Source organism: Algoriphagus namhaensis (assembly GCF_042649705.1).
GTDB lineage: Bacteria > Bacteroidota > Bacteroidia > Cytophagales > Cyclobacteriaceae > Algoriphagus > Algoriphagus namhaensis.
This window is the reverse complement of the sequence record NZ_JBHRZS010000007.1, coordinates 1,580,813-1,606,911: the sequence shown is the minus strand read 5'-3', so window position 1 is coordinate 1,606,911 and position 26,099 is coordinate 1,580,813. Positions and strand designations below refer to the sequence as shown.

The window sequence follows — 26,099 nt, the reverse complement described above, 5'->3', positions numbered from 1 at the left end:
TCAAAACCCATGAAAATCTTAATCATTGATGAAATGCATCTCAGCATCATTCCTATGCTTGAGGAGTTGGGACATACGGTCAATTATTGTCCAAAAATAACTCGAGAAGAGATTTTGGATTGCGTAGCAGAATACGATGGACTGATCATACGGTCCAAAACACCCTTGGATCGGGAACTTCTAGAGAAAGCCGCTCAGCTAAAATTTATAGGAAGAGCAGGAGCAGGTTTGGAAAAAATCGACTTGGACTATGTGCAAGAGAGGAATATCCAGCTTTTTCATGCTGCCAAAGGAAATCGTGATGCCGTGGCCGAGCATGCCATGGGTGGATTACTCGCGCTCTTTAATCATGTTATAAAAGCGAATGCAGAAGTGAGAAAAGGCATTTGGGATCGTGAAGGGAATCGCGGGGTAGAACTCAAAGGAAAAACCGTGGGGATTCTGGGCTTTGGTAATATGGGGACGGCTTTTTCGAAGCGACTTCAGGGCTTTGAGGTCAATGTGATTGCTTATGATAAGTACAAGAGTGGTTTTGGAAATGAGCAGGTGGAGGAAGTGAACTGGGATGATTTTTGCGCTAGCACGGATATACTTAGTATTCATGTGCCACTTACGCCTGAGACTCGAGGGTACTTTACCGAGGAGGTTTTCCAAAGTTTTCAAAATCCCATTTGGCTTGTCAATACTGCTAGAGGCGAAGTTGTTTCCTTCGAAACGCTGAACAAAGTTCTAGATACTGGTCAAGTCCGAGGAGCTGTGCTGGATGTATTAGAAATCGAAAAATTCCAAAAATTCACGCCAAAGCAACAGCTAGAATTTAACAAACTAGCTGAAAGAGAAAATGTGATTTTTAGTCCACATGTGGCAGGCTGGACGGTGGAATCTTATATCCGCATTAATGAGGTGTTGGTGGAGCAGATTAGAGATTTAAAGTCTAGTGTTTAAGGTCTAAAATTATTCGGCGAATACCCATGCCGTCAAAACATATAACCCTGTTTTTTTTAGTCATAGAGTTATGTCTTCTCCCTACTTTAAAGAGGACTGCATCAGGCTTGAGTCATACTTTTAAATGCTTGCAATCTTTGTTTTCTGAAAATGCTTTTTCTATTTTTGTCCATCAAATAAGGTCAAATACCCAGTAACGGTCCCATTCTGCGACCGTTACTTTGTTTTAGATACCTATCCAAAATAATTGCGACTATGGGAGTACAGTACTATACAGAGGAAGGCCTTCGCAGGCTGAAAGAAGAGCTCGCCGAGCTTAAGGGCAAGGGAAGACACGATATTGCCAAGCAAATCGCTGAGGCTCGTGACAAGGGCGACCTGAGTGAAAATGCAGAATATGATGCCGCCAAAGATGCTCAAGGACACTTGGAACTGAAAATAGCCAAACTTGAGGCTGTCGTGGGAAATGCGCGTGTGCTTGACAACTCACAGATGGATACTTCGAAGGCTGGAATTCTGAGCACTGTGAAAATCAAGAATGTGAAAAACGGCATGGTTGTGTCATATACTTTGGTATCCGAAGAAGAGGCTGATCTGAAGGCCGGAAAAATATCTTTGGGTTCGCCTTTCGGCAAAGGCCTAAACGGCAAAAAGGTAGGGGAGATCGCTGAGATCAAAGCACCAGCCGGAACCTTACAATTTGAAGTTTTAGAGATTTCTTACTAATCCAAATCCATGTTCATCCCGGATTTTTTATTTTAGCGTCATGGCAAGCATTTTTACAAAAATCATCAATCGGGAAATCCCAGCTGAAATCATCGCTGAGGATGAAAATTACATCGCTTTTCTGGATATCATGCCCTTGGTCAAGGGCCATGTGCTTGTGGTACCTAAAGTGGAGGTGGATTATATTTTTAACTTAGAACCTGAGGTGCTCAGCGGCTTACATCTCTTTGCTCAAAGGGTGGCAAAGGCCATCGATAAAACGATTAAATGCACCCGAGTAGGAGTGGCTGTAATCGGTTTGGAAGTCCCTCATGTACATGTACATCTCGTTCCGCTAAACACCATGGACGATATCAACTTTACTCGTCCTAAGCTCAAGTTGAGTAAAGAAGAACTGGCTGAGATCGGAGAGAAGATTAGAGTAGGTGTTTGATTTTAAGGGTTTGTAATTTTCGTAATTGCAAGACCTAATCCCAGCATTTGGTTAGAGTCAGGTTCACTTGTTAGCAGCAACTACTTCCTTGTTGGATTGGAGGGCACTTGACAGTGCCATAGCTACAATAAACACAGCAATCTCCTAGTTTGGGCTTGAGTACTACTTTACAGCTTTCAAATTCATAGAAAAATTGACAAGCATCCGTAGGCATTATTTCCTCCTTTTTATGCCCACAATTAGGACAGGTTAGTGTGGATTGGAGTACTATTTTCATTCTAAAGCTTTTTTATCTTCAACCGAATAGCCTGTTTTTTCAATGGACTCCATTATCTCGTCAGAGTCTGTCAGAGTCCTGTCGAATTATACGACCGCGTTGGCATTTTCATAAGAAACCAATGCTTTTACAATACCATTTAATTTGCTGAGCTCATGGTTTACCGGGGCTTCAAATCCAGTGCAAGTCATTCCTTTTATTCGAAATTCTATCGTTTGGATGTCCATGGGATTTGCTAGTTCTACCTGATTATTTGGCTCAGAGAAGAACAAATCGGCATAGGAAGGAAATGCAAGCATCAGTGCTGAGAAAACCGTAATTATGCTAAGAAATTGCTTCGTTTGAATAAATGGGGTTTTCTCTGTAGTGTCGCAAGCGCAGTCAATTTGCTTTTTAGGCTTGAGTTTTTGATACCAAGCCATTCCAAGGATCAACAAGGTAAAACCTATAAAATAAGGTCTAAAGGGATCAAGCCATGAAAATGTCGAAGCAAGTCCACTCGTACCCGCCAAGATGGCCAAAATTGGAGTAATGCAGCAAAGTGAGGCAGATATTGCTGTTAATAATCCTAGACTTGCCAACTTGCTTTCTGATCTCACTTTTCTTAATGACTAATGATTGGTAAAGATATTAAGATAAGCATTTGAACAAAAGTGCTTTGTTTTTTAATTCGCCTCCAAATCTAAGCTTTCAATCTGCTCCAAAGTATACTCTTGAGTACCGCCTTTTTGACTCGCCACAAAAGCCCCAAGCTTGCTGGAAAACTCAAGTGTTTTGACCAAGTCGCTGCCTTTGAGCTGTTGATAAATCAGACCGCTAAGAAACGCATCTCCAGCCCCAATGGTGTCTTGGACTTTCACACGGTAGCCCTTGTGTCTCATGCCTGTATCCTTTACTTGGAGAAAAGCACCCTTTGCTCCCAAAGTCACGCAGACCAGCCGTAGGTTAAACTCTTCCATTAGAAAGCCAGCTACCTCTGTTATTTCGGGCTTTAGTCCAAAGTAGTCTGCCAGGGTTTCTAGTTCTTCCTCATTGATTTTCAGGATATCTGTTTGGGTAAAAAGGCTCTCAATTTGCTTTAGATCGACAAAAGGCGGACGGAGGTTAACATCAAATACCCGTAGTTTAGCTAGTGGAAGTAACTCCATTAGGCAGGAGAAACTCTTTGGATTACGTACACCCAGAGAACCAAAAACAAATGCATCAGCTTCAGATACAGCTTGAATATTGGCTTGATTCACAGTTATAAAATCCCAGGCTACTGGAGCTACGATCTCGTACTTCATGTTTTCTGGGTCGGAGTCATCCACCAATACTTTCGAAGTGGGCTGATCTGCCAGCACTTGAATTAGGTCCAAGGGTAGGGCAGAGGCGCCCAAAAAATCCAAAAGAGCTTTTCCGTCACTATCCTCACCTACTGCGGAGATCAGTTTAGATTGGAGCCCTAGCTTATGTAAGTTTAGTGCCACATTCATAGGTGCACCACCCGGTACAGCACCACTAGGCAAACAGTCCCAGAGCATCTCTCCGAAGACCACAACTTTCTTATTCATAGTTTTAGTGAATGTTTTGATGAATTTCTTCCAAAGTACGACCTTTTGTCTCTGGCATTTTGAATCTGACCCAAAGCAACTGACCTACCATCATCAATCCGAAAAAGGCGAAAATATATCCTGGTCCAAATTCATTGGCAAAGAAAGGAAATACATTGGCAATCAAGGCGGCTAGAATCCAGTGGGTAAAGGAACCTATAGACTGGCCGTAGGCGCGAAGATCATTTGGAAACATCTCAGAAATAAATACCCAAATTACTGATCCTTGTCCAATCGCATGCGAAACAATAAAGCCAAATACAAAAATTGGAAGCCAAAAGGCCGGAATGCCAGGTCCAAGGAAATTGTAGGCCATCAAGGAAAGGGAAATGATATAGCCGAAAGAACCGATATACATAAGTTTCTTTCTTCCCAGTCGATCGATTAAATATAAACCTAGGAAAGTACCGAAGAGATTCACTACCCCAATTCCAATGGTAGAGATCAGCGCATTTTCGGTGGATATCCCAGCCATTTCAAATACTCGTGGCGCAAAATAGATGATAGCATTGATACCAGACACCTGATTGAAAAAGGCAATCATAATAGCTAAAAGAGTCGTAGGCATAAACCGCTTACTGAAAATAGCACCAAAACTGGCTTTTTGCTTCATTTTGGCCTCTTCCTCTAGCGCAAGGCGAATGGCTTCATCCACGCCTTCGGGGTCAGTTCGGGTCAGAATTTCTCTAGCTTTGATTTTATCTCCAAGCTTTGCGATAATCCAGCGTGGGCTTTCGGGTATGCTAAAAATCATGAGGGAATAAATCAGTGCCGGGATTGCTTCTACGCCAAGCATCCATCTCCATTCGTTTGCTATATCTGCCGTGCCAATAAGATAGTTGGATAGATAAGCGATCACGATTCCAAAGACTATATTGAATTGGTAGAGTGCTACTAGTAAACCACGGTTTTTGGCAGGAGCTATCTCCGAGATATACATTGGAGCCACGACCGAGGATGCGCCGACTCCAAGTCCTCCGATGAAACGGAAGAGGGTAAAGGAAGAGACGTCCCAAGCCATCGCCGAGCCAAAAGCTGAGGCGAAATAAAGCAAGCCAATCCAAAGCAAGCTTTTCTTTCTGCCTAGTCGGTCGGCGGGAATTCCTCCAAAGAGGGCTCCTATGACTGTACCATAAAGTGCAGAAGCGATGGCTAAACCATGCATCCAGTCGCTCAGCCCCCATACTTCTTGGATATCGCGCTCTGCGCCGGAGATTACGGCCGTATCAAAGCCAAATAAAAAGCCGCCCAACGCGGCTGTGATAGAAACAAAAAAGGCGTAATTCTTTGAAGACATAGGCGGTCGGGATGCATTTTAGCCTACGAATCTAATCAGATGCCATTGAAATCAAAATAGCGAACACCAAATGGTTGTTATGAGGAGTTATTCGCTCATAAGTTTAAACTGATCTAGGCAGCAGCAATTTATTCATCGCTCTAGTCATGGCTATCATGAGTTTCGCAGGCTTGGCAATCTATTTAGCTTTAATAAGCATAATAGATTGCTTTCCCGAATCGAGTTTGGAACGGTCTGTCATACTTCGTTCCCGATATGCATCGAGACAGGCAAAATCAGGTAAATAAGGCCATGACCATTTTAAATTTTTTAATTTTAAAGTTGCCTATCTAAAAGGATACACAAAACTGCCGAAACGCTCAATTATTGCTTTTTCAATGCTTTCCCGATGATCTGGGTGAGCGATATTCAGTAGTTCATAGGCACGTTGCCGTAGGTTTTTACCGTAGAGATAGGCGATACCATATTCAGTCACCACATAGTGCATATGTGCACGAGTGGTGACCACGCCGGCACCTTGCTTCAAAAATGGAGCGATTTTACTTACGCCTTTTTTGGTGGTGGAGGTAAGTGCCATAATAGGTTTCCCTCCGGGAGACAAAGCTGCTCCTCGCATAAAGTCCATTTGGCCACCCACACCGGAATAATGGTAACTACCGATGGAATCTGCACAAACCTGCCCTGTGATATCCATTTCAAGGCAAGAATTGATAGAAACTACTCTAGGATTTTTTCGAATCACTGCGGTGTCATTCACATAGGCTGCCTCATGGAATGAAAAGAGCGGATTGTCGTGGATTTCTTCGTAGAGTTTTGCTGAGCCTACGGCAAATGAACTGACGATTTTGCCGGGGTGCTTCTTTTTGTACGCATTGGTAATGGCGCCAGATTCGAGAAGCCCAAGAATTCCATTAGAGAACATTTCCGTATGTACTCCCAAATCCCTGTGGTGGTGAAGTGAACCCAAGACCGCATCAGGAATAGATCCAATACCCATTTGAAGGGTAGATCTATCTTCGATTAAGCTGGCGATATGGTTACCGATTTGCTTATCGTTTTCAGTGATTTTCTCTAAGTGATCAATCTCGTGTAAGGGTTCGTCCACATGGATGGCATGGGTAATTTTGGAAATATGAATGTGGCCATCTCCGTGTGTTCGCGGCATTCTTTTATTCACTTGGGCAATGATCACTTCAGCCATCTCTACTGCTGGCTTGGCAATATCCACTGAAACACCAAGAGAGCAAAAGCCATGTGCATCTGGTTCGGATACTTGGATTATTGCTACATCGATGGAAAGAATTCCATTTCTGAAAAGGTGCCCGATTTCACTCAAAAAAATTGGTACATACCCTCCATGTTCTGAATTCACAGCTTCCCGTACATTTTGAGAAACGAAAAGTGAATTCATATAAAAACTTTGTCTACAATCTTCAGCCACCAAGGGCATATCTCCCAAAGTCGTGATTGCGACGATTTCTACATTTCTAAGCTCTTCCTTTCGTGCAGCCAAGGCATGGAGCAGGGTGGTTGGGGTAGCGGCACTTCCCTGAACAAATATACGTTGGTGGCTCTGAACTGGGCTAACGGCGTTTTCGGGAGTCGTATACTGAATCATGGTCGAGTTGGTTTGAGTTCTTGACAAAAATAGCCATTGATGATAACAAAAAGACCACAGTAAAAAGAACTATTTTCATGATATATGTCTTTTTTAGACACCAAAGAATATTTGGTTTTGTGTCAAAAATGCTCCTTCACCAAGCTTTAAATTCCCTATATTCGCACTGTGTTCAGAATCCTTCCAATTTTGGGATTTTCACATCAGAAAACATAAGCCAAGCTATAAACCCGATATAATGACAAGTTCAGTAGAAATTTACTCCCCTAAAAATCACATTCGTATCGTCACTGCAGCCTCACTTTTTGATGGACACGATGCGGCTATCAATATCATGCGTCGGATTATTCAGTCCACGGGATGTGAGGTGATCCACCTGGGGCACAATCGCTCGGTACAGGAAATTGTGGATTGTGCGATCCAAGAGGATGTTCAGGCCATCGCGATCACTTCCTATCAGGGGGGGCACGTGGAATTTTTCAAATACATGCATGACCTGCTAAAGGAAAAGGGATCCGGACATATCAAAATCTTTGGTGGAGGAGGAGGGACCATCCTTCCTGAAGAAATTAAAGAGCTTCATGAATACGGAATTACGCGCATCTATGCTCCAGACGATGGAAGAGCTATGGGTTTGCAGGGTATGATCAATGATCTGGTGAAGCAATGTGATTTCCCGATTGGGGATGAACTTCCTGAGGAGTTCTCTTTGGTAAAAGAGAAGAAAGGCTACGTGGCTCGGGCCATTTCGGCTTTCGAAAACTTTCCTGATCGATCTAAAGCTTTGCTTGATTCGGTGCGAGAAAAAAGTCAAGCATCCTCCGTACCTGTACTAGGTATCACAGGAACGGGTGGAGCTGGAAAATCCTCCTTGGTGGACGAGTTGGTTAGACGGTTTTTGATTGATTTTGAAGATCGAACCCTTGCCATCATTTCCGTGGATCCATCCAAACGAAAAACGGGTGGAGCATTGCTAGGAGACAGAATCCGGATGAATGCCATCAATCACCCTAGAGTTTTTATGCGTTCGTTAGCAACTCGGCAGTCTAATTTGGCCCTTTCTCGCTATGTGCAGGACGCTGTAGATACAGTTAAGGCGGCTGGATTTGATTTGGTGATTTTGGAAACATCTGGTATAGGCCAATCAGATACTGAAATAATTGAGCATTCTGATCTTTCGCTTTACGTGATGACTCCGGAGTATGGAGCAGCTTCACAGTTGGAAAAAATCGACATGCTAGATTTTGCTGATGTGATTGCTTTGAACAAATTCGACAAGCGTGGCGCTTTGGACGCCATCCGCGATGTAAAAAAGCAATACAAGCGCAATCATAATCTTTGGGAAACCAAGGACGAAGATATCCCGGTGTTTGGCACCATTGCCTCCCAGTTTAATGACCCGGGAATGAATCAGCTTTACCGCGCTTTGATTGCTGAAATCAATAAAAAGAAGGAAGGATGGGTTAGCACTTTTGAATTGACTGCAGGTCAATCTGAGAAAATTTATATTATTCCACCTGCCAGAACCCGATATCTTTCAGAAATCACTGAGATTAATAGAAACTATGATGCTTGGGTAGAAGAGCAGCGAGAAATCGCACAAAAGCTTTACAGTATTCAAAAGTCCATTGAAACGATCCAAAACTCTCAAGTTGCGGATGTGGACCGATTGGTGAAGGAGTTACAAGAAGTATATGCTCAGGTAGAATTAGATTTTGATCCGAAGAATAAAAAGTGGCTTGAAGAGTGGGGCGAAGAAGCTCAGCGATATAGTGATGACTATTACGTTTTCAAGGTTCGCGACAAAGAAATAAAGGTTCAGACTTACACCAAGTCTCTTTCGGATTCTAAAATTCCAAAAATTGCTTTGCCACGTTATGAGGCATGGGGAGATTTGCTTAAATGGGGTCTGACCGAGAATGTACCAGGTAAATTCCCTTACACAGCAGGCGTATTTCCATTCAAGCGAGAAGGAGAAGATCCAACGCGGATGTTTGCAGGAGAGGGTGGGCCAGAGCGGACCAATAAACGATTTCATTATGTTTCGAAGGGAATGCCTGCGAAAAGACTTTCTACGGCTTTTGATTCCGTAACGCTTTATGGAGAAGATCCAGACTATCGTCCAGACATCTATGGAAAAATAGGAAACTCTGGCGTGAATGTTTGCTGTCTGGATGATGCTAAAAAGTTGTATTCAGGCTTTAATCTGGTTGATCCCAAGACATCGGTTTCCATGACCATTAATGGTCCTGCTGCCACGATGACTGCATTTTTCATGAATGCGGCTATCGATCAGCAATGCGAAGTATATATCCGAGAGAATGGATTGGAGAAAGAAATCGATCAAAAAATAGAGACTATCTATCAAGAAAAGGGTATTGCTCGTCCCGTGTACAAAGGACAGATTCCAGAAGGAAATGATGGATTGGGTTTGATGCTTTTGGGTGTGACTGGTGATCAGGTTTTGCCGAAGGAAGTCTATGAAAAAATCAAAGCAGATACCATTTCCAAGGTAAGGGGAACGGTTCAGGCAGATATTTTGAAAGAAGATCAGGCGCAGAATACCTGTATTTTCTCCACGGAGTTTTCACTTCGACTGATGGGAGATGTGCAGGAATACTTTATAGAGAATGCCATCCGCAACTTCTATTCTGTTTCAATTTCAGGGTATCACATTGCCGAGGCAGGGGCGAATCCAATTACCCAGCTGGCGTTGACGCTGTCCAATGGATTTACTTATGTGGAATACTATGTAAGTCGAGGCATGGACATCAATAAGTTTGCTCCAAATCTTTCCTTCTTTTTCTCCAATGGAATCGATCCAGAATACGCGGTGATTGGTCGAGTGGCCCGACGGATTTGGGCGAAAGCCATGAAACTTAAGTATGGCGCGAATGAGCGTTCGCAGATGTTGAAGTATCATATCCAGACTTCCGGGCGTTCTTTGCATGCACAGGAGATCGATTTTAATGATATCCGGACGACCTTGCAGGCCTTGTATGCGATTTATGACAATTGCAACTCCCTGCATACCAATGCCTATGATGAAGCTATTACAACTCCTACAGAGGCATCGGTTCGTCGAGCTATGGCGATTCAGTTGATTATCAATAAGGAATTAGGCTTAGCAAAAAATGAAAACCCATTGCAAGGTGCATTTATCATCGAGGAGCTGACAGATCTAGTGGAGGAAGCAGTCTATGTAGAGTTTGACCGAATCACTGAAAGAGGAGGTGTGCTTGGAGCTATGGAGACTATGTATCAGCGAGGCAAGATTCAGGAGGAAAGCTTACATTATGAAATGCTTAAGCATACTGGTGAATATCCGATAATTGGGGTAAATACCTTCTTATCTTCTGAAGGCTCTCCCACTGTGACCCCTGGTGAAGTTATCCGTGCTGCTGAAAGCGAAAAAGAGGATCAAATCAAAACCCTTCAAAACCTCCAAAAGGCTTACCCGAAGAAGGCCGAAGAATATGCCCAACGTCTGAAGCTAGCTGCAATTAAAAATGAAAATATTTTCAAGGAGCTGATTGAGGCGGTTAAATATTGCTCCTTAGGCCATATTACTCATGCTTTGTATGAAGTAGGAGGGCAGTACCGCAGAAATATGTAATCTAAAATCTTTTATCCTAAGTAATCAAGACTCATGTCAACTAGAAGTGTAACCGTACGAATGAAGGCCGACTACGAATACGTGGCCTCAAACCAGCAAGGAAATGAAGTCGCCATCGATATGTATGACGCACCCGAAAAAAAGGCACAATCTCCGATGGATTTACTTTTGTCGTCCTTGGGTGGCTGTGCTTCGGTAGATGCGGTTTTGATGATGAAAAAAAAGCGGAAGACTATTGAGGATTTCTATGTAGAAGTGGAGGGGCAACGTAACGATGGAATTCCTGCATTCTACACTTCTATCCAATTGAAATTTGTGATTGTTTCACCAGATGCTAAGGAAGAGGAGTTTGCAAAAGTAGTGGCACTTTCAGTAGATAAGTATTGCTCCGTGGCATCCTCTCTGAAGGCAGAGATTACTTATACTTCAGAAGTGAAGCGTCCGTAATGAGAGTTTTAAAGGAATGGTCCAAAGAGGAGATCCGAATCAGTTTGTTTGCTTGGAACAACAAGTATATTATCAAATTTGAGCTTGGACCCATGGAGCAAACATTTAAAGTTCCAGAAATGGATGTTTTGGAAGAGGCTGAGTTAGAGGTTTTTTGGGAAGGAGAATTCTTTGAAAAAGTCAAGACCCGTTTCCATGAAATGGGCCTTTCCTTCAGGGAGGAGCTAGGAAAGCTTTGATTAAAATTCTTTAATTTGGACTATGAGAAGATTGATTGTAGTCTGTGTGTGGATCTGGATTTGCTCTTGTGAGTCTCCGGAAAGTCATAGCCATCAAGCGAATTATGATCGGCTTAAGACCTTAATTAATGGACTAGAGGGTGAAGGAAAAAGCTTAATGCAGGAAATTGATGAAATCGCAAGATTTTCAGAGAAATTGTTGGTGTCTTCAAATCAAAGTGAAGAGTTAAGGGTAGATTCAAAGTATACTATTGTAGATGGTATCTCTACCAATAGACCGGGCGATGGCAGTGATCTGAGTACGATTTATATATCTCAGCTCGCGACAGACATGCCATTAGCCCGCAAGGAAGTTTTGATCACTAATTCCTTGGATTCAGTGTTCAAGGACCTTGTATTTAAATATCCTTTAGTTTCACAGGTTTACACAAATTCAGTGAACCAAGTTTCTAGAGTGTATCCCTCCTATGATGCCGTGAATCTGCTGGACCCAGATTTAGATGTGACCACTTTCAATTTTTTCTACGAAGCGGATGAATCTCATAATCCAGAACGAGTCCCTCGCTGGCTTCCGGATCCTTATATTGATCCTGCAGGTAGAGGTTGGATCGTTTCGCTAGTTACCCCCATTTATCATGAGGAAAAGCTTCATTCAGTTTTAGGTATTGATTTCAGGATAGAAGAGGTTCTCAGTCCATTTCTAGAGTCTTTTGATGGGGATTATCTAGTGGTCACCGGAAAGGGAGATATTGTAGCTGGATCACCCCAAGCAATCAATAAATTAGGTTTTCCGCCTTTGCGAAACCATGTTTATCGTGAGACCATTCGCTCAAATAATTTTAGGATTTCTGATTATAACCTATACAATAGCAAAAGTCCAGAAGTTCGAGATATGGCACAAAGCCTTTTGCTATCCTCAAAAGAGCATTTTGAATTTGAAAATGAAGGTGGTTTGACCTGTGCCATCTCTTCTCGTTTTGAATTGGTCGATTGGTTGCTTATTGAAATTTTCAATTAATGGAGTTTCTAAAAACCAAATACCAACGCGACTATTGGGCCAATGTAATTCTTGGGGTTTTAATGATCGTATTGGTAGTGGTTTTGGCGGTAAATTTTTTTATCGCCATTCGGAATTCTCAAATTTCCTCCCGAAAAGAATTCTTAGCCAGTCAGACAGAGCTCGTTTCTCGTCAATTGGAAAAGGAGATTTATCGTTTTGAAATCGATGCAAAAGTGGTTCGGAATTTTATCGATGATGAAGACATGGATGCTGAAGATTATCGACAGGAGTTTACCGAAACCATAAGACGAGTATTTAATTCTTACCCTAATTTAATTGATTCAGTATGGGTCGATTTTCAGGATTCACTCATTTCTTTTGAAATGACTCCTAGAAACGACTTCATCAGGAGAACTTTGACTGATGAAGAATCTCTTGATGGTAAACTAACCCATGAAGTTGTGGGCAAGCGGGACATAGACTTACTGTTTTTTATCAATTTACCCTCTTTTACAGTCAATTTTGTAGCCGACTATTACTTAGATCCGGAAGGAGCAAAGTACTTAGTAATGGATGAAAAGATTATTCAATTATCCGGCCTAAAATCAGGTGAATTGAGTTTTCCTGAGGAAACTACCAGTGAGATCGAATCTGACGTAGAACTCGGGCTGAAGGGTGTTTACGATTTGGTTTGGCAGTCTGAGGGAGGAGAAGGGAGTGGAGTTGCAGCTCAATATCCATTTGATTTTGGGCAGCTAAAGGAAGGGGCTTCTTTAGTTTTTCTATTAAAAACGGATGATTTGAACTCGGGTATTTACTCGACCTACTTTTATCTTTTTGCAGTTTTGGTTTTGATCCTCGGGGGCACAGTCGTGATTTTCACTTTTTCTCTAAATAACAATGAAAAATCTAGAAGGCAACTCGAGAAAAAGAGTAATGAAATTGCAGACCTTTTTGAGCAGCAGAGTTTACTTCTGCAAGAACTGAAAGGCTTTGTTTTTTTTCATAATCATCAAGGTAAAATCACAAGAGTAACCAAAGAGGTGGAGCGGATTCTTGGTCGAAATTTAGAGGAATTCCAGAAGGCATTTCAAAAGGATAGTCGTTCGGAAGATGTCAGAAGGTTACGAAAATACATTCTATCCGCTGTACAAAAGCAATATCCTCATTTGGATTTTGAATATGATTATGTCCGCCGTGATGGAAAGAAAATAAGACTACGGATTTTCGAAAAATTGCATTATGATGAATCCGGTAAGTTTCTGGGAGGTAGTGGTATATGCACTGATATTACCACTCAATACGAATCTAGGAATGAATTGATTCAAAGTGAAAATAGACTTCGAAATGTGATAGAGAATATTCCTGATGTGATATCCATTTATGACAATGGAGGGAAAATACTATCCTTGGACATCAAAGATCATGGTGATTTTTTAGATAATTCTAAATCATTGATTGGTCAAAATATTAAAAAAGCCATCAGTAAAAGTCAAAGGGATAAAATCTGGAATGCCTTTGAAAATTCACGAATGACAGGTAGAATCCAAACCGTGGAGTGGAAGGTGAAAATCAAAAATGTCCAGAAATATTTTGAAGTCCGTTTTTTTCCGCTTGATAACAGCCTAATGATGTCCATTTCAAAGGAAATAACTGCCCAAAAAGTGTGGGAACAAGGTCTGATAGATGCGATGAACACAGCTGATAAGGCAAATCAGGCAAAATCTGAATTTCTTGCGAATATGAGTCATGAAATTCGAACCCCTCTCAATGGATTGCTGGGGATCATCGACCTGCTCGAACATACCAATCTAAGTGAAAAGCAGCTCCAGTATCTTCAAATTATTAAGACTTCTGGAAACTCTCTCTTGAATATTATCAAAGACATTTTGGATTACTCCAAAATCGAGTCAGGGAAAATCGAACTGACAGAGGAGGCGTTTAATCCCGCCGATGAATTAGAGAAGGTTACCAATATTTTTCTTGGGATGACCAAGAGAAAGCATATCAAGTTGAGTTCAAATATTGATGAGCAGGCTCGAGCCTGGTTTGAGGGAGATAGGGAAAAATGGGTTCAAGTACTCCTCAATTTGGTAGGAAATGCTATCAAATTCACTCCAGATAGAGGGCAGATTTTCATCCGGCTTCGAGCAGAGATGCTTACCGAAACAGCGTATTTTATTCATTGTGAAATCCAAGACTCTGGTATTGGGATTCCTGAGGAAAATATCCCGTATTTGACTGACCCTTTTTACCAGGTTGAAAGTTCTTCCGAGCGGTCATTTCAGGGAACAGGTCTTGGTCTTGCCATTGCCAAGAAGATTATACAGATCATGGGAGGCGATTTGGAAATTAAAAGCCAAGTTGGTGAGGGATCGGTGTTCTCATTTCAGGTATTATTGAGTAAGCTGGAGGATCAGGACGTGACCGCCAAAGAGGATTATATGGGAACAGCTTCTGAGGATATAAGACTCGGAGAGAGATTTCCACTCCGGATTCTTTTAGCTGAGGATAATGACCTTAATCTTGAGTTAATGTCACTTATGCTTCACCAGATGCATTATGAATTTGATGTCGCTAGAAATGGCTTAGAGGTACTTTCGGCTCTTAAGGAGAGACCCTATGATTTGATCTTAATGGATGTTCAAATGCCAATTTTAAATGGTTTGGAGGCCACAAGGAGAATCAGAGAAGGGAGTGCACAGTCTGATGTTATGATCATTGGACTTTCAGCCAATGTTTTTGATGAGGACTTTAAAAAAGCGATGGAAATGGGAATGGATGAATATCTGACCAAGCCCATTCGACTTTCCATCTTGGCAGCTAAGTTAGAGCAGGCTCATATCCGATTGCGAGAAAAATTGATAAACTAAAACGGACCCAATTGGGTCCGTTTTTTTAGAGTTCAGTGTTGATGTTAAATGCTTCGAGATAGTCTGCGACTTTCCGAACAAACATTCCACCCAGTGAACCGTCAACGACTCTATGATCATAAGAGTGTGACAAGAACATTTTGTGCCGTATAGCAATCACATCTCCAGTTGGAGTTTCTACGACTGCTGGTTTTTTTACAATTGCTCCCACGGCCATTATGGCTACTTGTGGCTGCGCGATAATAGGAGTGCCCATTACGTTACCGAATGACCCCACATTGGAGACGGTATAAGTACCACCGGTCAAATCATCGGCAGTAAGTTTATTAGCTCGACCTCTTGCAGCTAAGTCATTTACCTTTTTAGATATCCCAACTAGGTTGAGTTGATCTGCCTTTTTAATAACTGGAACGATTAGGTTTCCTGAAGGAAGCGCTACGGCCATTCCGATATTTATGTCTTTTTTACGAATGATTCGATCCCCATCCACTGAGATGTTGATCATTGGGAAATCTCCAATTGCTTTTGCTATTGCCTCGATGAAGAAAGGAGTAAAGGTGATTGGTTCACCAAATTTCTTCTTGTAGGCCTCTTTATTCTTATTTCTCCAAAGTACGATGTTCGTCATGTCAGCTTCTACAAAAGAAGTCACATGTGGAGAGATACGCTTAGAATCCACCATTCTAGTGGCAATCATTTTGCGCATGCGGTCCATTTCTATAATCTCGTCCTCACCGGAAATACTGATTTGTACTTTTGGCTCGGAGATAGACGGTGCTGGAGAAGCGCCTGGAGCAGAAGGGGCAGGTGCGGTGGATCTGTCTTTAAGATATTTGAGCATATCCTGCTTCGTCACCCTAGAATCTTTGCCAGTACCTGGGATTTTAGCAAGCTCTGCTTGAGAAATTCCTTCCTCTTTAGCTATGTTTCTTACCAGAGGAGAATAAAAGCGTTCATCTGACACATCTTCATTTGCGGGTGCTATCAATGCAGCAGTTTGTTCTGGTGCAATCGAAAGCAATTCCTCTTTGGCTGATGGTTGTACTTCTTTCTCTTCTGGGGCTGCTGCTGTTGCTTCACCAGAAGTTTCAATAATAGCAATAGGAGCGCCTACAGCCACTACTTCACCCTCCTGCACGAGTATTTTTTTAAGCGTCCCGGCATGGGTTGAAGGAACTTCAGTGTCTACTTTATCTGTGGCTACCTCGAGTACGGATTCATCTTCCTCAATGGAATCACCTTCTTTCTTGAGCCAGGTAAGTACGGTTCCCTCTACGATACTTTCGCCCATTTTGGGCATGAGCATTTCTACGCTTGCCATAGTTCTCTGTAATTAAATTGGGTATTTATTCTTCCTATAAAATTATATTCTAAATAAGACTATCCCAAACCTTTCAAATAAAATTTTATTCGCTTGACTTCAAAATACAAATCCGAAGCAAGTTCAACAAAGCTACACTTGTCAATTGAATATTCAAGAGGCGGTCTTGGGTCAATTGGAGTTTCTTTGTTTTCACGAAGTCTTTTCCTGAGCAACAAATCCATACTGTACCCACTGGTTTTTCGATAGATCCTCCTCCTGGTCCCGCCACCCCACTGCTTGCCAAACCAAAGTCAGCCTGGAACTGTTTGCGAACCCCATTGGCCATCGCAATGACCGTTTCTTCGCTCACGGCGCCATGAGCAGCTAGGGTCTCCTGAGGTACTCCGAGTATTTTGGTCTTGAATTCATTGTGATATGGGACCACAGCACCTTGAAAATAGTCACTGCTACCGGGTACCGTAGTAATCTGATGTGCTACAAAACCACCGCTACAGCTTTCTGCTAGTGCTACAGTTTGACCAGATTCTTTAAGAAGTTTGCCGATAGCAGTTTCTAAAACTTCTCCGTCGTACCCATAAACATACTTTTCGATTGTGGGCAGGACTTTATTTATCTGTTTTTGGATTTCTTTATCGATCTGCTGAGCATCTTCCCCAAAGCCTGTCAATCGAAGTTTAACATGACCTAAAGAAGGAAGATAAGCTAGGCGAATATGTGGAGGTAAGCTATTTTCCCAATCGGAGATTAGGTCAGAAAGCCAGCTTTCGCCAATACCTACAGTTTTGATCATGCGATGACGAATGACAGGAAGTGGGAAGACTTCGGCTAGCTTCGGCAAGACAAAGTCATGCATTAATTTCTTCATCTCATGAGGCACGCCTGGCATACTCATCCAGCAGGTATTATTTCGCTGAAACCACATTCCGGGTGCCGTACCCACTTCATTTGGTACATAGGTACATAGTGCTGGAAGATGGCCTTGAAGGATGTTCAGTGGAGTCATTTCCCGTCCTCTTCGCTCAAAAAATTCTGTAATGGCTTTTACAGCTTCCGGCACCTCTACGATATTACAATTGAAATACTCAGCGAGTAATGGTTTGGTCAAATCATCCTGAGTAGGTCCTAAGCCTCCCGTGATCAGAATGACATCTGCCCGGTATTCAGCCTCCTTGAAGGCAGAAAGGATCTCAAGTCGCTTATCCCCCACGGTGGTCTTTCGGATGACTTTAACTCCGATAAGATTCAACTCTTGACTGATCCAATGGCTATTTGTATCTACTATTTGTCCATAGAGCAATTCATCTCCAATGGCAATTATTTCCGCTTTGATTTCCTTCATGCCTTATCTAACCTTTGCCTTACGGATTAGTTTTGTAAAAATGCCTGGGAAAAAACGCTTAACCAAAACGCCAAAAGTCTCTTTTCCTCCGATATTCACTTCGTTTTTTCCTGATTTAACTGCTTTAAAAATCGCTTTGGCACAATCTTCTGGACTCATTCCGTTGGCTTGAACATCATCCATTTCCATCAGCGGAGTTCCATCTGCCGTTAGGGCATTGATCGATACTTTGGTTTTGATGAATCCAGGACAAATGATTGTGACTTGGATTTGATCCTCAGAGTGCTCTGCACGAAGAGAATCAAAAAAGCCATGCAAAGCGTGCTTAGAGGCGGCGTAGGCACTTCGATAAGGAGTTCCAAACTTGCCAACCAAAGAAGAAATTACAACAAAAGCCCCAGATTTTCTTTGAATGAAATGTGGTAAAATAGCCTTAGTCAGGGCAATGGTTCCAAAGAAATTTACTTCAAAAAGTCGTCGATCCACCTCCATTGCAGTGTCTTTGACTAGGGAACGCTGACTGATTCCTCCGGAGTGGATGAGGACATCTACTTGCCCGAAAATTCCTATAGCCTCCTTGACTTTTTCCGCCAATGCACTACCATCGGTCAGGTCTAAGGCTAGTATTTCAGCCTTTTGAGGATGTTTTGATTCTTTTTTTACTCGCTCCAGTTCTTTTTGGTTTCTGGCAGAAAGAATGACTTGCCAGCCTTCTTCGAGATATTTTTTTGCGCATGCCTCACCAATTCCGGAGGATGCGCCGGTAATCCAAACTACACGTTGATTCATTTATTTGTGGTCGATTCTCTTCAAATTTACATAAGTAAATGAATACTCGTGCTTTTCATCTGCCGGATGAAATTCTCTGTATGTTTCTTCCCAATTTTCTGGATTCCATTCAGGAAAAAAAGCATCCCCCTCCGGCTCCGCATCCACAAGTGTCAGCAAAAGCTCATCTGCAACATCCAAAGACTCTTTATAAATCTCTCCTCCGCCAATGACAAATAGGGTATCTATTCCTTGTTCAAGGCTAAAAATAAAGGCATCCTGCATGTCTGTAAAGACATGATGACCCTCTGGAACCTCGTAATCTGCATTTCTGGTGACAACGAGATGCGTGCGATTGGGGAGGGGTTTTCCGAGGGATTCAAAAGTCTTGCGGCCCATTAAAATATAATGGCCCGAAGTGATGGATTTGAATCTTTTGAAATCATCAGGAAGGCGCCACACCAAATCATTTGATTTTCCAATCACCAAATTTTTCGCCACTGCTGCTATCAGGGAAATTTTCATTTTAAGCTAGTTTGTGACGAAGATAATTCGAAAAATAGTCCCGCAAATCAATTTTATATGAATTATTGGTTTTGGTATTGAGTCATCAAGTTGGGATACTCACTCATAGTAAAGGTGTGCTCATCCGAGAGGTTGATCTCCAAAACTTTCATCATGGTATTGGTTCCATCAGTCGAGTTGAAATTCATTTCCATAAAGTTGCCTTCAGGTAAATTAGCGAATTGCTCAGAATAGGTTTGTTGGGTTTTGGTAGTTACAAAAGGACTGTTTTTTCCCCAAAATGAAGCATATCCCTCGATAGGCTCCTGAGTTACCCAGTAGGTTCCCTCGCCGTCTTTGGATTTCACAGCGTATTCTTCACAGGGATAGCCCAGAATATCTTTCGTGTTACCGGTTTTTTCCACGGAAAACTCATTGTTTTCCATTTCCATTTCTATAGCCTCCTGCTGATCAGAAGTAACACTCATCAGGTCTAGCTTATACGCAAATGAGCTTTTTTGACCATCATTATCCATTAAAAGGATGCTTGCTTGGTTGTCCATGTCAAAAATCATGACGATCACACCATCTTTTTCATCTGGATTTTCCAGCTCCATAGCGGTGTAGTTTTCGCCCTGAGTCATAAATGATTTTAAAAAAAGTGGATCTTCGCCTTTACCGTTTTTGTCGGTGGATTGGATTTCAATTTTTGAGGACCCTTTAAACATATAAGCCTCCTCTGTTGCCACATCTTCGCCTAATCCACTCAGGATTTTATTCATGTCCAAGGTGACAGGGGTGGACTCTCCCTCCTCGGGAAATAGTCCGGCAAGTTGTTTTTCAAGTTGTCTTTGAACGTATTTGTTGGCTTCTTCTTCCACCTTGTCTTCGATGGCTTGTTCCATTCCTCTCGAAGCTGCTTTTTGGATTTTTTTTAAAAACTGAGCTTGGGTAGTCGTGGTGAAGAGGCTAAAAAAGAATAACAAAACGGCGGTAAGGTGTAACTTTTTCATAGTTGGGTATATTAAAGTTTAAAACATTCTCTAATCTCCTAAAAATGAGCTTGATATCAAAATAAAGTAAGGAGGATTCAAATGGAGTTTCCTCTTAGAAAATCTTGGATTCCCATTCGTTTTTTTCCTGCAAGTTGTAGCTCTTCGATGCATAAAATCCCGTTACCAGTTTGGAATTTTAGGTGATTCTTCCCGTCAGTTTTGTATTCACCCACCATCGATCCAGGTAAGTTCCCTGGCTCGATACTAGTCTTATAAATCTTACAATTTTGTCCTTGAATGCTCGTAAAGGCAGCAGGAAAGGGGGAAAGACCGCGTACCAAATTATGGATGTCAATAGCTGCATTTCCCCAATTTATCTCACAGGTCTCTTTGAATATTTTTGGTGCATGATGCTTTGCTTTGCTCTCATCTTGAACTTTGGGATTTACATTGTTTTCGGCAATAGCTTCTACTGTTTTCACGACTAGCTGCGAACCTAAATTCATCAACTTTAGATACACGTCTCCAAGGTTTTCCTCTGGAAGAATCGGGACTTTTTCTTGAAAAATAATACTTCCGGTATCTATTTCATGTTTCAAAAAAAACGTCGTTACTCCCGTTTCTTTTTCTCCATTGATGATGGCCCAATTAATAGGAGCTGCACCACGGTAATCTGGCAGGAGGGAAGCATGGAGATTAAAAGTGCCTAGTGGGGGCATATCCCAAACGACCACTGGAAGCATGCGAAATGCGACGACGATTTGAAGATCGGCATGGAAGGATTTGAGTTCCTCTAGAAATTCTGGACTTTTGAGATTAGTAGGCTGGAGCACCGGGATATTGTGACTTAATGCAGCGTCTTTGACCGCAGATGGCACCATTTTCTGTCCTCTTCCTTTAGGTTTGTCAGGTGCGGTGATTACTGCTACCACATTCCATCCATTTTTCACAAGACTAGTAAGTGAAGGGACAGCAAATTCTGGCGTCCCCATGTAAATGATTCGAAGGTCTTTCTTCATTCCTATCTGTTCGTTGGCTTAGATTTATTGGTAAATGAGGTATTTCTCCCGGAGAGCTAAAAAGTCCTGATGTGCAGATTTCCAAGTATCTCGAATTTCAGATTCGGATTTACCAGCAATGATCATTTTTCGCAATTCATCAGAACCTGCCAAGGTGTCAAAATAATTGGTAAAAAACTTTGACTTGTCTTTGCTGAGCGCGTAAGCTTCAAGAAGGTACTTCAAGGTAAACTGTGTGTTCATCGGTTCATTTCTAAGGTCCTGACCATAGCAAACCTGATCTTGATATCGAGGGGATTTTGCCATGCCGGGGATACTCACTGGGGTGAATTCAAAAGAACCAAAAGCTGGATCGGGGAATCCGAATACCTGAAAAGGGAAAAGCGTCCCGCGACCCAAAGAAATATTTGTTCCTTCAAAAAAGCAGGTGCTCGGATATAGTCTAATTGAAAGATCGGACGGAAGATTTGGAGAAGGCTTTACAGGAAGGTTGTATGCATCAGTATGCCCCCAGTTTTTGATAGGGATGATCTCCAAATCCGCCTGTATACCGGATTTGAGCCATTTTTCTCCATTGATCATTTGAGCTAGCTCGCCCACGGTCATGCCGTGAACCACAGGGATTGGGTGCATTCCCACAAAGCTTTCAAATCCTTTTTTGAGCATTGGGCCATCCACATAATCGCCATTAGGGTTAGGTCTGTCAAAAATCAACACTTTGATCCCGTTTTCCGCACAGGCTTCCATCACGTAATGCATGGTGCTGATGTATGTATAAAAGCGCGTACCTACATCCTGCAAGTCAAAAATCACCACATCGAGTCCCTCCAATTGATCTTTGCTCGGTTTTTTATTATTTCCATAAAGGGAAATAATGGGTAGTCCTGTCTTAGCATCTACTGAATTATCCACCTTTTCCCCTGCATCCGCATCCCCTCGAAATCCATGTTCCGGCACATATACGCGCTGCACATCGATTTTATTTTCCAAAAGGAAATCCACTAAGTGAATTTTGTTTTTACTTGGTAAAATACTGGTTTGGTTTCCTACAAGCCCCACTTTCTTTCCAGATAATAAAGGAAGGTAAAGCTCTGGTTGCTCGGCGGCGGTCAGGGTTTCTCCAGTTTGAGCTTTTGCTGTAAAGAAACTTAGAAAAAGTAAAGGAGCTAAAAATATGAGGGAGCGGATTCGAACGTTTTTCATAGGGTGTGAAGGTTTATCAAATCTAGGTAATTATATTTTTTCAAGCAGGGATTTAAGCTGTTTTTAGCCTTAGTGCCAGTTTCGGTAAACGTAAATCTTGTGTACCTTAGCAGGACCTAAAGGCCCCTAATTTCCTCAGTTTTCAATCCAGAAATCCTTTGAATTTATCCTTTTTCATAGCCAATCGCTTAAGTTTTAAAAAAGCTGGAGGATTTTCGGCCACCATTCACACCATAGCCATCGCGAGTTTGGCCATGGGTTTGGGCCTTTCGATTTTGGCATTTATGATTTTGGGGGGATTTCAAAATACCGTTTCTGAGCGTGTTTTTGGATTTACAGGACATTATCAGGTGCAAAGGTACACCATGAGCAATGCCTTTGAAGAAACTCCTTCTAGCCTTCAGAGTAATTTCTATCAAAACTATAAGCAGCTTCCCTTCATCTCAAAAATTCAAACTTATGCGAATAAAGCTGCGCTGATGAAAGGCGAAAGTGAAGTCGAAGGGGTCTTGATGAAAGGGGTGAGTCAGGATTTCGATACGGCTTTTTTTAGTCAATATTTGATTGAAGGCAGGATGCTAACCATACCAGATGAAGGCACGTCAAACGAGCTTATGGTCAGTAAATATTTGGCAAATAAGCTGCAATTGGAAGTGGGTGAAAGGGTTACGCTTTATTTTGTACAAAATCCCCCACGATATAGACGCGTGGAAGTAGTCGGAATTTTTGAAACCTACTTGGAAAATTTTGATCAGAAAATTGTCTTAGGTGAGCTGCAGACTATTCGAAATTTGAATGCTTGGACTACGGACCAAATTGGCGGTATAGAAATCTATGTGGATGAAAGTCAGACCGAGGAGATTCAGAGAGAAAAAATCGAAGAAATCCTAGATGCCGATCTCAAACTCGTACAGAGTAAGCAAAAGTATTATGAGATTTTTGATTGGCTTGTCCTGCTAGACACCAATGTTTATGTTTTCGTTGGTTTGATTGGATTTGTGGCTGTCTTCAATATGGGAGCTATTTTGTTTATCCTCATTATGGAACGCACGCAAATGATCGGGATTTTAAAAGGTTTAGGTGCGAGAGATAAGCAAATCCGATCAGTTTTTTTATGGAATGGTTTTAGGATTCTGATGCGAGGTTTGATTATAGGAAATGTGATCGGCTTAGGGATAGGTTTCCTTCAAGATCAGTTTAAATTCATTCCTCTGGATCCTGCGAGCTACTACATGAGTTACGTTCCGATTGATTGGAATTGGCCTGTGTTTTTAACGCTTAATGCGGGGATTACTCTTTTGACCTTGCTGGTGATTCTAATTCCTGTGCTTGTAATTTCGAAGGTTGATCCGATAAAGTCGATTCGCTTCGATTGAGTTTATAGGGAGAAAAAATACTTTTGATTTTCATTGAAATCACTCCTAAAATCGCCTCCTTGAAAATCCCCTTGCTCATTTTTGAGGTTCCTTTCGTACGGTCTGTGAAAATAATAGGTACTTCAATCAAGCGAAAACCTAGCTTCCAAGCCGTGAATTTCATCTCAATCTGGAAAGCATATCCGATAAAGCGAATCTCGTCCAATCGAATCCCCACAAGTACTCTTCTGTGATAACATTTGAATCCAGCTGTAGCATCTTTGATGGGTAGTCCCGTGATGAATTTTACGTAGACACTGGCAAAATAGGACATCAAAACCCTTCCAATGGGCCAATTGACCACATTCACGCCAGTGATGTAGCGCGATCCGATTGCTAGATCAAAATCATTTTCAGCACAAGCGGTGTAAAGTTTGATTAGGTCATTCGGATCATGGGAAAAATCCGCATCCATTTCAAAAATATAATCATAGCCTTTTTTCAAAGCCCATTTGAACCCTTCGATGTAGGCTGTTCCAAGCCCAAGTTTGCCCTTTCGCTGGATCAAATGGAGTCGAAACACGAACTCTTCTTGTTTGGCTTGAACTATCGCTGCAGTACCATCGGGAGAGCCATCATCGATCACTAAGAGATGAAAATCCCCATCCAATTCCATCACGACTTGAATCAAGTCTGCGATGTTTTCCACCTCATTGTAGGTAGGTACGATGACGAGTTTTCTGTTATTCATAGGTTCAGAGTACATCAAAAGTAAGAGTTATCTAGGGTTTTTATAGAAGTGTAGGGTAATATTTTATCGTTCTTTTACATTTGCCTAAAATCTCAACTCATGAAAAAAACAGTCGCTATAGTCACTTACGTTTCCAAGGGAAATTTTGATACCAACACAGCAGATGAGAATAAAATCCTTGGAGATCTTCTAGATCAAATGGGTATTTCCAATGAATTGGTGGCTTGGTCAGATCCTGATGCGGACTGGTCAAAGTATAGTTGTCTTTTAGTCAAATCGGTGTGGGATTATTTTGATTATTATTCTGAGTTTTTGACTTGGATAGATGAAATGAAGAAGTTGGAAATCCCAGTTCTGAATGATTTGGAAATACTTCGCTGGAATTCCAATAAGGATTACTTGCATCAAATCGAGGCTGCCGGCTTTGATGTGATTGCTGGAAAGTCCCTGGAGCGAGGATCTAAAGTGGATATTAAGGAGCTTTTTTCAGGGCTAGAAGGAGAGGAGTTCGTTTTCAAGCCAAAAATTTCTGGGGGCGCAAAAAATACCTTTCGAGTGAAGCGAGAGGATGGTTTGGGCTTTGAAGAAAAACTGAATGCCCTGCTGGAAAATGAAGACTTTTTGGTGCAGCCATACATCAAAGAAGTGGCAGAAGTAGGTGAGTATTCCTTACTTTTTTTCAATTCAAAATTTTCACACGCTGTTTTGAAAACACCCGCTCAAAACGATTTCCGTGTTCAGCATTATTTTGGGGGAAAGATCAAACAAATAGAGCCAAACTCGGAAATGATGGCAATGGCTGAGAAGCTTGTTAAGGCCTATGGTACAGATTCTTTATATGTACGTGTGGATGGTATTTGGCGAAATAACCGTTTTTTCCTGATGGAATTAGAGATGATCGAGCCTTATCTTTTTCTGGATGAGGTACCTAAAGCCAAAGAGAATTATGCCGCGGCTCTCAAATCAAGATTGATTGATCAGCTACAGATTCCTTCTACAGCCTGGGCGTAAACACTTCCATTGGTCGCCGCTCTTGTGAGAAGGGTACACCCTTCAGGTTCTCCCATTTGCTGGAGACAGTGACCCTTTTTGGCCATGGCATCCCAATGATCTGGAGATGCCTTTAGCACCGCGTCAAAATCTTCCAAAGCCCAATCCAAATACCCAGCTCGCATGAGTGCGAAGCCTCGATTATACCTCCCGGTAAGATGATCTGGCTCGTACCTGACATAGGAATTAAAGGCCGCCGCTGCTCCAAGTGCATCTCCCTGAAAGGCTAGGGTCATGCCGATGTAAAAATGAACCTTACCAAATTCTGGGTTAAGATCTTTAGCCATTCTCAAAAACTCCTCAGCAGTTCTGTATTTTTCATTCATCAGTTGGGCGCGGCCAATCATGTAGAGAATTTCAAAATTATTCTCTTCGAATGTGGCAGCTCTGAGAAAATAAAGCTCCGCATTTTTATAGTCCTTGGCTTCAAATGCGATTTTACCAAGTCCTGCATAGGCTAGTCCATACTCTGGACTGAGGTCAATAATTCGTTCATAGTCTGCTTTAGCCTCAGTGAATTGCCCCAGCTCCTCATAGCTTCTTGCCCTCATATGTAATGCTTTCACATCTGTGATGTGGAAGAAAAGATAGGCGCCGAGCTGATCGATGGTTTCAGCGTAGTCTCCATTTTTGAAGTCTTGCTCAATATCAATCAGATCCGCTCTGCATGAAATCAGAACTAGAAGTAATAAAAGTATAGCTAAACTATGTCGAAGTCGTTTCATAAC

At 42.0% G+C, this 26,099-nt stretch carries 24 protein-coding genes; 10 read left to right on the top strand and 14 right to left on the bottom strand.

Annotated elements, in window-relative coordinates; genetic code table 11:
* The first annotated feature begins 9 nt into the window (after nucleotides 1–9).
* The 3 genes from ACFOSV_RS15375 to ACFOSV_RS15365 all read left to right on the top strand — a co-directional run bounded on the left by ACFOSV_RS15375 (nucleotide 10) and on the right by ACFOSV_RS15365 (nucleotide 2,104).
* Entirely contained in the window at nucleotides 10–945 is a 936-nt protein-coding gene (locus ACFOSV_RS15375) for an NAD(P)-dependent oxidoreductase (RefSeq protein WP_377906922.1), read from the top strand.
* 255 nt (nucleotides 946–1,200) lie between these two features.
* Entirely contained in the window at nucleotides 1,201–1,671 is a 471-nt protein-coding gene (greA, locus tag ACFOSV_RS15370) for a transcription elongation factor GreA (protein WP_377906921.1), read from the top strand.
* 40 nt (nucleotides 1,672–1,711) lie between these two features.
* Entirely contained in the window at nucleotides 1,712–2,104 is a 393-nt protein-coding gene (locus ACFOSV_RS15365) for an HIT family protein (protein WP_377906920.1), read from the top strand.
* Nucleotides 2,105–2,174: 70 nt separating this feature from the next.
* On the opposite strand, the gene ACFOSV_RS15360 is transcribed toward ACFOSV_RS15365, so the two are convergent.
* The 5 genes from ACFOSV_RS15360 to ACFOSV_RS15340 form a co-directional block, all read right to left on the bottom strand.
* Nucleotides 2,175–2,381: a GDCCVxC domain-containing (seleno)protein gene (locus ACFOSV_RS15360; protein WP_377906919.1), complete on the bottom strand. Its 207-nt coding sequence runs from the start codon at nucleotides 2,379–2,381 to the stop codon at nucleotides 2,175–2,177.
* An 86-nt stretch (nucleotides 2,382–2,467) separates the two neighbouring features.
* Nucleotides 2,468–2,980 carry a mercuric transport protein MerTP gene (gene merTP, locus ACFOSV_RS15355; RefSeq protein WP_377906918.1) on the bottom strand — a complete coding sequence of 171 codons (513 nt, stop codon included), beginning with the start codon at nucleotides 2,978–2,980 and terminating at the stop codon, nucleotides 2,468–2,470.
* Nucleotides 2,981–3,046: 66 nt separating this feature from the next.
* Nucleotides 3,047–3,934 carry a carbohydrate kinase family protein gene (locus tag ACFOSV_RS15350; protein WP_377906917.1) on the bottom strand — a complete coding sequence of 296 codons (888 nt, stop codon included), beginning with the start codon at nucleotides 3,932–3,934 and terminating at the stop codon, nucleotides 3,047–3,049.
* A gap of 4 nt (nucleotides 3,935–3,938) precedes the next feature.
* Nucleotides 3,939–5,270, bottom strand: a complete 1,332-nt coding sequence (locus ACFOSV_RS15345) for a sugar porter family MFS transporter (RefSeq protein WP_377906916.1) — start codon at nucleotides 5,268–5,270, stop codon at nucleotides 3,939–3,941.
* Nucleotides 5,271–5,595: 325 nt separating this feature from the next.
* Nucleotides 5,596–6,888: an acetyl-CoA hydrolase/transferase family protein gene (locus ACFOSV_RS15340; protein ID WP_377906915.1), complete on the bottom strand. Its 1,293-nt coding sequence runs from the start codon at nucleotides 6,886–6,888 to the stop codon at nucleotides 5,596–5,598.
* Nucleotides 6,889–7,126: 238 nt separating this feature from the next.
* Here ACFOSV_RS15340 and ACFOSV_RS15335 point away from each other — a divergent pair, with 238 nt between their 5' ends.
* Genes ACFOSV_RS15335 through ACFOSV_RS15315 form a run of 5 tightly spaced genes read left to right on the top strand, consistent with a single transcriptional unit; the run spans nucleotide 7,127 to nucleotide 15,063 of the window.
* Nucleotides 7,127–10,504, top strand: coding sequence for a methylmalonyl-CoA mutase family protein (locus ACFOSV_RS15335; RefSeq protein WP_377906914.1), 3,378 nt, complete (start codon nucleotides 7,127–7,129; stop codon nucleotides 10,502–10,504).
* A gap of 33 nt (nucleotides 10,505–10,537) precedes the next feature.
* Nucleotides 10,538–10,951, top strand: coding sequence for an OsmC family protein (locus ACFOSV_RS15330; RefSeq protein ID WP_377906913.1), 414 nt, complete (start codon nucleotides 10,538–10,540; stop codon nucleotides 10,949–10,951).
* A complete protein-coding gene (locus ACFOSV_RS15325; RefSeq protein WP_377906912.1) occupies nucleotides 10,951–11,190 on the top strand; it encodes a hypothetical protein in 240 nt (79 codons plus the stop codon). The genes ACFOSV_RS15330 and ACFOSV_RS15325 overlap by 1 nt, the downstream gene beginning before the upstream one ends.
* A gap of 22 nt (nucleotides 11,191–11,212) precedes the next feature.
* Nucleotides 11,213–12,208 carry a PDC sensor domain-containing protein gene (locus ACFOSV_RS15320; RefSeq protein ID WP_377906911.1) on the top strand — a complete coding sequence of 332 codons (996 nt, stop codon included), beginning with the start codon at nucleotides 11,213–11,215 and terminating at the stop codon, nucleotides 12,206–12,208.
* A complete protein-coding gene (locus tag ACFOSV_RS15315; protein WP_377906910.1) occupies nucleotides 12,208–15,063 on the top strand; it encodes an ATP-binding protein in 2,856 nt (951 codons plus the stop codon). Before ACFOSV_RS15320 ends, ACFOSV_RS15315 begins: the two co-directional genes overlap by 1 nt.
* Nucleotides 15,064–15,088: 25 nt before the next feature.
* Here the strand turns inward: ACFOSV_RS15315 and ACFOSV_RS15310 are convergent, their stop codons facing one another.
* From ACFOSV_RS15310 to ACFOSV_RS15280, 7 genes are all read right to left on the bottom strand, one after another.
* Complete coding sequence (locus ACFOSV_RS15310) at nucleotides 15,089–16,384, bottom strand: dihydrolipoamide acetyltransferase family protein (RefSeq protein WP_377906909.1); 1,296 nt, start codon at nucleotides 16,382–16,384, stop codon at nucleotides 15,089–15,091.
* Between the two features lie 85 nt (nucleotides 16,385–16,469).
* Nucleotides 16,470–17,726, bottom strand: coding sequence for a competence/damage-inducible protein A (locus ACFOSV_RS15305; RefSeq protein ID WP_377906908.1), 1,257 nt, complete (start codon nucleotides 17,724–17,726; stop codon nucleotides 16,470–16,472).
* Nucleotides 17,727–17,729: 3 nt separating this feature from the next.
* Entirely contained in the window at nucleotides 17,730–18,515 is a 786-nt protein-coding gene (locus tag ACFOSV_RS15300) for an SDR family oxidoreductase (RefSeq protein ID WP_377906907.1), read from the bottom strand.
* A complete protein-coding gene (locus tag ACFOSV_RS15295) occupies nucleotides 18,516–19,019 on the bottom strand; it encodes a dihydrofolate reductase (protein ID WP_377906906.1) in 504 nt (167 codons plus the stop codon).
* 62 nt (nucleotides 19,020–19,081) lie between these two features.
* Nucleotides 19,082–20,011, bottom strand: a complete 930-nt coding sequence (locus ACFOSV_RS15290; protein WP_377906905.1) for a DUF4412 domain-containing protein — start codon at nucleotides 20,009–20,011, stop codon at nucleotides 19,082–19,084.
* Between the two features lie 77 nt (nucleotides 20,012–20,088).
* Nucleotides 20,089–21,012 (bottom strand): methionyl-tRNA formyltransferase, encoded by a 924-nt coding sequence (gene fmt / locus ACFOSV_RS15285; protein WP_377906904.1) that lies wholly within the window; start codon nucleotides 21,010–21,012, stop codon nucleotides 20,089–20,091.
* 24 nt (nucleotides 21,013–21,036) lie between these two features.
* Complete coding sequence (locus ACFOSV_RS15280) at nucleotides 21,037–22,215, bottom strand: exo-beta-N-acetylmuramidase NamZ family protein (RefSeq protein WP_377906903.1); 1,179 nt, start codon at nucleotides 22,213–22,215, stop codon at nucleotides 21,037–21,039.
* A gap of 158 nt (nucleotides 22,216–22,373) precedes the next feature.
* Between ACFOSV_RS15280 and ACFOSV_RS15275 the strand changes: the two genes are divergently transcribed.
* Complete coding sequence (locus ACFOSV_RS15275) at nucleotides 22,374–23,591, top strand: ABC transporter permease (RefSeq protein ID WP_377906902.1); 1,218 nt, start codon at nucleotides 22,374–22,376, stop codon at nucleotides 23,589–23,591.
* Here ACFOSV_RS15275 and ACFOSV_RS15270 read toward each other — a convergent pair.
* Nucleotides 23,506–24,321 carry a polyprenol monophosphomannose synthase gene (locus ACFOSV_RS15270; RefSeq protein ID WP_377906901.1) on the bottom strand — a complete coding sequence of 272 codons (816 nt, stop codon included), beginning with the start codon at nucleotides 24,319–24,321 and terminating at the stop codon, nucleotides 23,506–23,508. The two genes, ACFOSV_RS15275 and ACFOSV_RS15270, sit on opposite strands and share 86 nt — an antisense overlap.
* A 99-nt stretch (nucleotides 24,322–24,420) precedes the next feature.
* Between ACFOSV_RS15270 and ACFOSV_RS15265 the strand changes: the two genes are divergently transcribed.
* Entirely contained in the window at nucleotides 24,421–25,332 is a 912-nt protein-coding gene (locus ACFOSV_RS15265) for an ATP-grasp domain-containing protein (RefSeq protein WP_377906900.1), read from the top strand.
* Here the strand turns inward: ACFOSV_RS15265 and ACFOSV_RS15260 are convergent.
* Nucleotides 25,299–26,096, bottom strand: a complete 798-nt coding sequence (locus ACFOSV_RS15260) for a tetratricopeptide repeat protein (protein ID WP_377906899.1) — start codon at nucleotides 26,094–26,096, stop codon at nucleotides 25,299–25,301. The two genes, ACFOSV_RS15265 and ACFOSV_RS15260, sit on opposite strands and share 34 nt — an antisense overlap.
* Nucleotides 26,097–26,099: the final 3 nt, after the last annotated feature.